8 protein-coding genes are annotated in these 10,235 nt (G+C 60.8%); 7 read left to right on the top strand and 1 reads right to left on the bottom strand.

Annotated elements, in window-relative coordinates:
• From KDL09_RS19580 to KDL09_RS19605, 6 genes are all read left to right on the top strand, one after another.
• A partial coding sequence (locus KDL09_RS19580) for a DUF1553 domain-containing protein (protein WP_294388958.1) occupies positions 1-1,100 on the top strand: 1,100 nt, incomplete at its 5' end.
• A 47-nt stretch (positions 1,101-1,147) separates the two neighbouring features.
• On the top strand, positions 1,148-2,077 hold the full coding sequence (locus KDL09_RS19585) for a hypothetical protein (protein WP_294388960.1): 930 nt from the start codon (positions 1,148-1,150) through the stop codon (positions 2,075-2,077).
• A 64-nt stretch (positions 2,078-2,141) separates the two neighbouring features.
• Complete coding sequence (locus KDL09_RS19590) at positions 2,142-3,581, top strand: DUF1501 domain-containing protein (RefSeq protein ID WP_294388962.1); 1,440 nt, start codon at positions 2,142-2,144, stop codon at positions 3,579-3,581.
• Positions 3,578-4,558 (top strand): C-terminal binding protein, encoded by a 981-nt coding sequence (locus KDL09_RS19595; RefSeq protein WP_294388964.1) that lies wholly within the window; start codon positions 3,578-3,580, stop codon positions 4,556-4,558. The genes KDL09_RS19590 and KDL09_RS19595 overlap by 4 nt, the downstream gene beginning before the upstream one ends.
• Before the next feature lie 9 nt (positions 4,559-4,567).
• The gene (locus tag KDL09_RS19600; protein WP_294388966.1) at positions 4,568-5,953 is read left to right on the top strand and encodes a hypothetical protein; all 1,386 of its coding nucleotides are present in this window, start codon (positions 4,568-4,570) and stop codon (positions 5,951-5,953) included.
• A gap of 171 nt (positions 5,954-6,124) precedes the next feature.
• Entirely contained in the window at positions 6,125-6,925 is an 801-nt protein-coding gene (locus KDL09_RS19605) for an alpha/beta hydrolase (RefSeq protein WP_345781100.1), read from the top strand.
• A gap of 40 nt (positions 6,926-6,965) precedes the next feature.
• Here the strand turns inward: KDL09_RS19605 and KDL09_RS19610 are convergent, their stop codons facing one another.
• Positions 6,966-8,822: a hypothetical protein gene (locus KDL09_RS19610; protein WP_294388970.1), complete on the bottom strand. Its 1,857-nt coding sequence runs from the start codon at positions 8,820-8,822 to the stop codon at positions 6,966-6,968.
• A 98-nt stretch (positions 8,823-8,920) separates the two neighbouring features.
• Between KDL09_RS19610 and KDL09_RS19615 the strand changes: the two genes are divergently transcribed.
• A partial coding sequence (locus KDL09_RS19615) for a PQQ-binding-like beta-propeller repeat protein (RefSeq protein ID WP_294388972.1) occupies positions 8,921-10,235 on the top strand: 1,315 nt, incomplete at its 3' end.

Consider the following 10,235-nt stretch of genomic DNA (forward strand, 5'->3'; position numbering starts at 1 on the left):
ATGTGGATCACACCACGCTGGCCGCCGCGGACGAAGCGCGCCTCAAGCAGTTGCGTGCCGACGCCACAAAACTCGAAGCCGCATTGAAGACGCTCCCCGAGGCGCCGAAAGTTTTCGCCGTGGTGAGCGAGGCCAAACCTTCTGTCGTCAAAGTCCAGCGTCGCGGCAATCCCGAGGACGAGGCGCAGGAAGTCACGCCGGGTGCCTTCGCATGGGCCACGCATGCGCCGGTGAGTTTCGGTGATGATCAAACACCCGAAAGCCAGCGCCGCCTCGCGCTCGCAAAGTGGATCACGAATCGCGACAATCCGCTCACCGCCCGTGTCATTGTAAACCGTCTCTGGCACCATCACTTCGGCCAGGGTCTCGTCACCACGCCAAGTGACTTCGGCCTTGGTGGCGACAAACCGAGTCATCCCGAGCTTCTCGATTTCCTCGCGAACGAACTCATGACCCACGGCTGGAGTTTGAAGCACATCCACAAGCTCATCGTGATGTCGCAGGCCTATCAGCAGCGGAGTGACGAGGTTGTGCCGGCGGCGGCGCAAATCGACTCCGGCAACCGTCTGCTCTGGCGTCAAAACCCGCGACGGCTCGACGCCGAATCGCTGCACGACGCCGTGCTCGCCGTCAGCGGCAAGCTCAATCCCGAGATGGGCGGCCCCGGCTATCGAGACTTCAACTACACCGAGGCCTACGCGCCGATCTACGACTACCTCACGCCCGACAAACCCGAGCTTTGGCGGCGCAGCATCTATCGTTTCATCGTGCGCACCACGCCGCACCAATTCATGACCACGTTGGACTGCCCTGATCCCGCCAATCTGACTCCGTCGCGCGCGCAAACCACGACTGCGCTGCAGGCCCTCACGTTGAGTAACAACGAGTTCATGCTCCAGCAAGCGCGCTACCTCGCCACGCGCATCGAAAACGAAACCGACTCCCGTGACGCCGCCATCCGCCGTGCCTTTGACCTGTGCTTCCAGCGTTCTCCCACCCAGGACGAACTCACCGCCTCCACGCATCTCGTCGCCGAACAGTCTCTCTTCGCACTCTGCCGTATGCTCATCAATGCGAACGAGTTTGTTTACGTTGATTGAACTCCCAACTGGTTTTCATGGACCCAGCAGTTTCTTGATCTCCTGTCATGCTCTGCACAATGAATCCTTTAGAAACAGCGATAGAATGGCGAGACGGACATGAAATCCATTATTGCGCTCAATCAAATAGTGCGGCTCCTAAAGCAGGTCCTGTCGTGATTTATGAGCCGCTCAGTCAGCAGGCTCGCACGTTCAACTTTTTGCCTTGCAGCGGATTGTTTGACCGCAACTCTCCGGATTTTGAGCCACGCGCACGATTAGTCTCAGGAGGCGGATTGTGGCCGACAGATCGGTTCATCGTCGTTCCTGAAGGAATTCGAACTAGCAATCCTCATCTCACCGGATTGTTTGGGGTCATAGATCATCTCAGAAGAACTGATGGCTTGGAACATGTTTGCCGACAGGTTGAGCCGCCTTCTTTGCGCTGGGAAAACCTAGATATTGAAGAGATTAAGCCGACAAGCGCTTTGCAAGACTACTGTAATGCACTAGGCCAAGAGTATCGAAATGGCTTTGTCGAGTCGCGAACATATCAAATTAATGACAATGCACTTGGAATTTCATTGATCGCGAAAAAGCGTCAACCATGGATTCCTACTCAGTTCCTTGAGATCATGAGGCATGAGGACATCGTAAATCAGTTTGGCATTTCGGAGCGCCAAGACCAAGTTCTGATCAGGCCAATCAACTGGCAATATTACTCGGCCTTTCTCTTGAGCGGCTTCTTTGCGCAAACACTCGCCCGAGGAGGTGCGTATTCACCATCTCCGATTACCGCAGAGAGGATAGATGATGCAAAGCGGTTGGGCGACTCCGTCTTTGCTTCATTCAAAGATGCCCATACCGACCTTGAATTCTACGCGTGTGATAAACCCTGGTGCTCAAGACATGGTGCGATCGCATGGGATCTAACGTGGGTCATTCTACAACCTAAGGCCCGTCTGCTAACGCTGATAATGGCCACAGACACTGACTGAGGAGCCTCAACGATTTGTCTGCTTCATAAAATCAAACGATATGAATTTCGTCACACCATGTCCTATGCGAAATCGTTTCGGCTGCCGCCGCGATTTTCTCCAACGCCTCGGCGGCGGCTTTGGCAGCATGGCGCTCGCCGCCTTGCTGGAACAGGATGTGCAGGCCGCGGCGAATCCGCTGTCGCCACGCAAACCGCATCATGCGGCGAAGGCGCGGGCGGTGATTCAGATCTTCTGTCCCGGTGGGCTGTCGCATGTGGACACGTGGGACTACAAGCCGGAGCTCGCGAAACGGCAGGGCAAACCCTTCGATCCAGATGGCAAGCTGCAGTTCTTCGCGTCGAAGCCGGGCAACTGCCAGGGAAGCTGGTGGCCGTTTCGTCAGCATGGCGAATGCGGACGTTGGATCAGCGATCTGTTTCCGAAACTGGCGCAGCGCGTCGATGACATGGCGTTCATCCACTCGATGCAGAGCAAATCGGCGCTGCACGGCCCGGCGATGTTCATGGCGAACAGCGGCTACATCCTGCCCGGCTTTCCGAGCATGGGCGCGTGGGTGACGTATGGCCTCGGCAGCTTGAGCGAGGATCTGCCCGCCTTCGTCGTGCTGCCGGATCCGCGCGGATTGCCGCCCGGCGGCGTCATCAACTGGGGCGCGGGTTTCCTGCCGGCGATTCATCAGGGAACCGTGCTCGAAACCGATGCGGAGAAGCCGCCCATCGCCGATTTGTTTCCACCGAAGAGTTTCGCGAACCTGCGCGGACCTGCCGAACAGACGAGCCGCGACTTTCTACAGATGCTCAATCGCGAACACGCTTCGCAACGCGAGGGCAACAGCGAACTCGAGGCACGCATCGCCGCGTATGAACTCGCCGCGCGTCTGCAACTCAGCGCGCCCGAAGCCACCGACCTGCATGGCGAGACGGAGGTCACGAAGAAGCTCTACCAGCTCGATCATGAGGACATCGGACCGTTTGGCAGGCAGTGCCTGCTCGCGCGCCGTCTCGTCGAGCGCGGTGTTCGCTTCGTGCAGATCTACTGCGGTGCGGAAAACACCACCGCGAAAAAGATCCGCCCGAACTGGGACAGCCATGAGGACCTCGTGCGCGATCACGGCTACTGGGGACCGATCCTCGACAGCGGCGCCGCCGCGCTGCTCGCTGATTTGAAATCACGCGGCATGCTCGACAGCACGCTCGTCATCTGCACCTCGGAGTTTGGCCGCCAGCCCGCCGCGCAGGGCAGCGGCAAGGGGCGCGATCACAATCCCGGCGCCTTCACCGCTTGGATGGCCGGCGGCGGGATCAAAGGTGGCAGCGCCTACGGCAGCACCGACGAACTCGGTTTCAAAGCCGCCGAGAATCCCGCCTACAGCTACGAACTCCACGCCACGGCGCTGCATCTCCTCGGTCTGGACCATGAAAAACTCAGCTTCTACCACAACGGCATCCAGCGCCGGTTGACGGATGTGCATGGACACGTCATCAAGGAGATCATCACATGAGTCAGCCCCACATCGCGATCATCGACTGGCGCACCGCTCCGCAGGGAGATGCCGAATCCGTCATTGAAAAAAACATCATCGGCAGCGCTGCGAAGGTCACGCGGCACCTGTGTGATACGGACGCCGATCTGGATGAAGAAATCGCGGGTGCGAATGCGATCATCATCTGGCACAACATGCCGCTGACCGCCTCGGGCATTGCCGGGCTGAAAAACTGCCGCGCCATCATCCGCAATGGCGTCGGTTTCGACAGCGTGGACGCGGCTGCCGCACGTGAGCGCGGCATCGCCGTTTGCAACGTGCCGGATTACGGCACCGAGGAAGTCGCCGATCATGCGATCGCGCTCGCGATGGCGCTGTGCCGCCAGCTTTTTCCGCTCGATGCAGAGGCGAAGACTCTGGGATGGAACATCAAGATCGGTGCGAGGCTGCGACGCCTGCGCGAATTGACGTTTGGCATCGTCGGCCTCGGACGCATCGGCACGGCGACCGCGCTGCGCGCGAAGGCGCTCGGCTTCAAGGTCATCTTCCACGATCCCTATCTTCCCAATGGTGCCGACAAGGCAGTGGGCGTCACCCGGGTGCGAACGCTCGACGAACTGCTCACGCGATGCGACGTGCTTTCAGTGCATTGCCCGCTCAACGACGAAACGCGGCATCTCATCGCCGAGCGCGAACTCGCGCTGCTCAAACCGGAGGCGTTTGTGGTGAACACGGCCCGTGGAGGCGTGATCGAGAAGACGGCGATTCTCGCCGCGCTTCGCGAAGGCCGCATCGCCGGTGCCGGACTCGACGTCATCGAGGACGAACCGCTGCGAACCGCAGACGAAGCTGCCACGCCGAACCTCATCGCGACGTGCCATGCCGCATTTTGCAGTGTCGAATCCAAGATCGAAATGCGCTCCACGTCCGCCCGCATCGCGCTCGCCGCGGTCACCGGTCAGCCATTGGAGAATGTGGTGAATGGTGTTCAGTAGTCGAAACCGATGAAATTCGCTTCTCTGTGCCTGACGACATTATTCGTGTTGCTGACATCGGCGCGGGCAGATGACCCGACGAAAGGCACCCACTTGCTGCTGGATTCGCGTGTCATTCAATCGACACAAAACGCACGCCTCACGCTTGGAACCGTCGAGAAGCATCCAGCGAATCCGCTCATGGCCGAAGACAGGCCGTGGGAGGTGCGCTTTGACAATCTGTATGCCAACGTCGTCCTCGATCCCGCCGACAAGCTCTACAAGTGCTGGTACAGCCCGTTCATCGTGGATCTGCCGTCGAAAGGCCTGTCGATCGAGCAACGTCACAGCACGCGGTATCGTCCGCCGCCCGGTCGCGAGATGGGCGTGTGCTACGCGGTGTCGGAGGATGGATTGAAGTGGGTGAAGCCCGAATTGGGCGTGGTCGAGTTTGAAGGCAGCAAGGCCAACAATCTCGTGCTGCGTGGACCGCATGGCGCAGGCGTCACGTGCGACGATGCCGAACCGGACCCGCAGCGGCGCTACAAGATGTTTCGCGCCGAAGACATGCGCTACTCCGCCGACGGCGTGCATTGGAGCGAGGCCGTTGCCTCCGAAGACACCGGAGTGCGCAGCGACACGCACAACAACATGGTTCGCGGCCCGGATGGGAAGTCCTGGGCGGGATTCGTGCGCTTGTTCAACAAGAGTGGTGGCGTTCGTGAACGCGTCGTCGGCCGCACTGAAAGCGCCGATTTGAAACACTGGACGAAGGCGGTCGAGGTGCTGCGCTGCGATCCGGAAAACCAGGCGTATGCGATGCCGGTGTTTCGACACGGCGATGTCTATCTGGGTTTGCTGGCCGTCATTCGTACGAAGGAAGACCGCGTTCACACCGAGCTCGCCTGGAGTCCCGACACCGCGACCTGGCAGCGCATTCAAGCCGGCACGCCGTTCATCGGCAATGCAACGAACGAAGGCGACTACGACTGGGGCTGCGTGTATGCCGCCGCCTCGCCGGTTGTGAACAAAGACGAAATCCGCATCTACTACGGTGGCTCGAACGGCAAACACACCTCATGGCGCGACGGCTTTCTCTGCCTCGCCACGCTGCGACCTGACGGCTGGGCCGGCTACGAACCCGTCGATGACCAATCCACCGCCATCATCACCACGCGACCGGTGACCTGCAGTGGTTCCCGGCTGTGGATCACCTGCGATGCGCATGATGGCGGTCAGGTGAAAGTGACGGCGTTCGACGAATCAGGCAATGTGACGGGCAGCGCCGTCGTTACCCGGACAGGCACCCGCGTCCCGGCGGGCCAGCTTGAACCACTTCTGAATCGTCCCGTCGTGCTGCGCATGGAGATCCACAACGCCAAGGTCTATTCGTTTGGCTTTGCCGATGCTCTGTGAATTGTCGCTCGATCATTTTTCTGAAACCGGGGCGACCTGCGGAGCATTCGGTGGTTGCAGCCTTCACCTTACCCGAACCCCATGTTTAGAACCGCTCTCATCCTTTGCTTCGTCACCCTGCAAATCGTCCCCGCGTCCGCACAAACCCGCTTGCGTGAGCGACTGCGGGAAATGCTGACGCAGCGACGGTCGTCAGGAGACTCCGTCGAACTCAGTTACGGCACTGACCCGCTGCAGAAGCTCGACTTTTGGAAATCGGAATCGCCGAACGCGCCGCTGGTGATCTTTGTCCACGGCGGCGGCTGGAGGATGGGGGACAAACGGGACGCGACCGGCGAGAAGTCCGCGCACTACCATCAGCAGGGTTACGCCTTCGCTTCGATCAACTACCGTCTCGTGCCTGCGGCCACGGTGGAGCAGCAGGCGCAGGATGTGGCGAATGCGATCGCGCATCTCATCAACCGGGCGGAGACGCTCGGCTTCGATGGCAAACGCGTGGTGCTCATGGGACATAGCGCGGGCGCGCATCTGTCGGCGCTCGTTGGCACGGACCTCAGCTATTTCAAAAAGGCCGGCCTGAATGCGAATTCCCTCCGCGGGGTCATCCCGCTCGACGGCGCGTGCTACGACGTGCCGCGCCAGATCGCGGAAGGCGGCCAGTTCATGCACGACACCTACTTGCAGGCCTTCGGCACCGATCCGAAGCGGCAGGCTGCCCTGTCACCGACGAAGCACGCCGACGCGCCCAACGCACCCGCCTTCCTGATCCTGCATGTGCAGCGTGAAGACGGCACCGCGCAGTCCAACGCGCTGGCTGCGGCACTGCGCAAGGACGGAACGGTGGTCGAGATCCAAGGCTTCGAAGGCCGCGGCCTCAAGGGCCACGCCGAGATCAATCGCCAGATGGGCGATTCGTCGTATCCGGCCACACCGGTCGTTGACGCGTGGTTGAAGCGAATGTTTGACCAATGATGTGCGGCTGAAGTCGGCAGAGCATTGGATGCGCTGCGGCTCAGCGTGGCTGCAATCGAACTTCGTCCACCTCGAAGCTGCCTTGCTCGCCGATCCACGTGGCCATAATCGCCATCTTGCCCGCGTGGCGGATCGTGTCGCGCCAGGAGAAGGCCTGCGGCGACGGCTGCCAGCCTGCGGCTCGTGCCTGTTCGTCGGTCCAGTCGTAGCGGATCGTCGTGGAGATTGTCTGCCAGCCGGCGGTGAGAGGCGGAAGCTTCTCGCATTCCCACTGCGCGATGTCGCGGGCAAAGATTCCCACGCGCACCTTGCCGCCCGCCTTCGCGGCGCGGATGCGGGCGGAGATCGTCACTTCGTCGCCGCCGAGCAGCACGGGCCAGTCGCCGGCCAGCGGAATCCCGTGCAGGATCGGGCTCAGGTTTTTGGAGCGCGAGACTGAGATATAGCCTTCCGCGTGATGCTCGAGCGCATCCACGCCCTTCCAATTCCCGGCGTCGTGATCGAAGGTGAAAACTAGCGGCTCCGAACGTGCCGCCGCGCGCGGCAGAGGCTCCAACTTCGGCGCAGGCAAATCAGTGTTCACAAGCGTGGCTCCTGTGATCGCATAGAGCTTCGCGCCGGGTGCGAGTGTGAGCCGCAGGCGCACTAGGCCGTCCTTTTCGTGCAGTGTTTCCATCTTCACGTCGCCATCGGCATTGAGCCGGATCGGCTGACTGGTCGTGCGCAGCAGCGAAGTCGTGAGCACGGTCGGTTTTCCAATCTCACTGGACTCATACGCCGCAAAGCGATCTTCACCCAGCCGTGCCAGACACAGGTCACCCGAACGCTTCCAGCCTTGATGCACCGTCGGGCTTCCACCGTAATAAATAAGCAACTCACCGTCCTGCACCGCTGGCGGACCTGCCTGCGCGTAGATGCAGCCACTGTCGTAGCTTCCAGCCACGCCAAGTGGCAGGAAAGCCTTACCCGGTGCTACGCGCTGCCAGTGGATCGAATCGGGACTCCACGCGAGCTCCACGTCCACCGTCCGCCCGGCTCCGACGTGATACATCATCACATAGCCGAGGTAGAGATTGGCATAGGGGAAGACGGTCAGCGCATACGTTTGATGCACACGACCTTCGTCCAGCGTGCTGCGAAGGACGAGACCGCTGCTCTTCCAGTGCTGAAAATCATCGCTCTCAAGCCGCGTCACCAGCCGTTCGCCGAGGTAGAGCTTCGTGAACCACAGATACTTGCCGAGCCGCGTGTCATAAAAGGCGTTGTTGTGCGTGTCGCCCTGCTGCGCCGTGAAGCCCTGCACCTCGCTTGCTTCGCCCCACTGAATCCCGTCCGCACTGAAACGCACCCGCGGTTTGCCGAGCCCGACGTCGAAGACCATCTTGTAGCGCCGAGTGGGATCAGCATCGTGGAGGTCTTTGAAAACGCCCACGTTCGGGCAGTCGCGCGAAACGATGTTGTTGGCTGCGCTGCCAGCGAACCGATGCACGCCGAGCTCAGGCCGCTGCCACGCGAGGCCATCGCGGGATGTGGCGTAGAGCAGATACCAACCGACATCATGCACCGTGCTGGGCTGATCCATCTGTGCGATCACTTCCTTGTCTGCGAGCACGTCCTTATACCAAAGCTTCCACACCTTCTCCTCCGCATCCCAAAGCACATTCGGGTAGTAGTTGTTCGTGGCGTTTTCCCAAGGATGATCCGAGCGAAGCAACGGATTTCGCGGCTCCTTGACCGGCGAGCTGAGAACGAGCCGGGCATTTTCAGCGTGTTCGATCACCCGCGTGTCGAGCATGAGCAGTTTGGCCTCATCGGGTGCGACGTGATGCGGTTCGGTTGCCGACAATGGCAGAGCCAGAGTCAGTGCGGCGAACGACCGGGAGATAAAGGAATGCATCGTTCAACCAACTGGCAGGGATCGCACTTTCAACTCCGAAGCGAATGTTTGACCAATGAGCGGCTAGGAATGGCCATTCGGATCGTTCTCATGCGACCATGAAATGTGCCCCGACCTTTTTCCTGCTCACGTTCGGCCTCGCGAGTTCCATTCTCGCAGCAGATGACGCCAAACAGCTCCTCGAACAAAGTCACACTACCGGCGGGCTGGTGGTTCATGTGGGCGCGGGGGATGGAGCGCTGGCGGCGGACATCGCTGCGACGCGACCGTCGTTGATCGTGCAGGCGCTGGATGATGACGCGGCGGCGGTGACGCAGGCGCGGGCGAAGTTTCGTGAGAGCGCGGCGGCCGCGCGGCTTTCGGCGGAAGTTTGGAAGCGCAACGATCTGCCGCATGCGGAGAATCTGGTGAACCTGCTGCTGCTCGATGATGGCACGAAGGTTTCGAAGGAGGAGGCGATGCGTGTGCTGGCTCCGGGGGGCACGGTGATGCGAAAGAAGGACGGCGCTTGGACGGCGGAAACCAAACCGCATGCGCCGAAGACGGTGGAGTGGACGCATTACCAATACGACGCCGCGAACAATCCGGTGGGCGAGGACAAGAGCTGCGGCCTGCCGCGGCGCTTTCAGTGGGCGGGCACGCCGCTGTGGTCCACGGCGCACGAGAGCATGGCGAGCCTGAACGCGATGGTGTCTGCGAATGGCCGCGTGTTTTACATCATGGACGAAGGAGCGCGTGCGTCGGTGCAGCTCGCGTCAGACTGGCAGCTTGTCGCACGCGATGCCTATAACGGTGTCGTGCTTTGGAAGAAGCCGCTCACGCAGTGGCTCACGCGATTCTGGCCGTGGAAGAGCGGTCCGGCGCAGATGCCGCGCAAACTCATTGCCATCGGCGATCGTGTGTATGCGCCACTCGACATCAACGGACCGCTCATCGAGTTCGACGCCGCCACGGGCGAGCAGTTGCACGTGTATGACGAGACCGCCGCCGCGGAGGAGGTGATCTCCACGCAGGGCATTCTGCTCGTGGTGAGCAATCCGACGCCGCCGGACATGAAAACGATCGAGGAGGACACCGAAAAGCGCCGCCACTTCAGCTATGACGGACGCAATCGCGTGGTGCTCGATCATTCGGCCCCGAAGAACGTCGTCGCGGTCGAGGCGAAGACGGGAAGGGTTTTGTGGAAGCACGCCGGACCGCAGATCAGCGTGCTCACGCTTGCGGCACTCGGCGACAACGTGGTCTATCACGACGGTTTCAGCCTCGTGTGCCTTGATTTGAAGACCGGCGCGCAGAAGTGGAAGTCCGCGCCGATCGCGCAGACGACGAAGCCGCTCTTCAGCTTCTCCGAGGAATCGCCCACCGTCGTGCTCAACGACAAGGCGGTGTATTACGCATGGAACCGCAAGCTCA

The sequence above is a fragment of the Prosthecobacter sp. genome, assembly GCF_020439865.1.
In the GTDB taxonomy this organism is placed as follows: domain Bacteria; phylum Verrucomicrobiota; class Verrucomicrobiia; order Verrucomicrobiales; family Verrucomicrobiaceae; genus Prosthecobacter.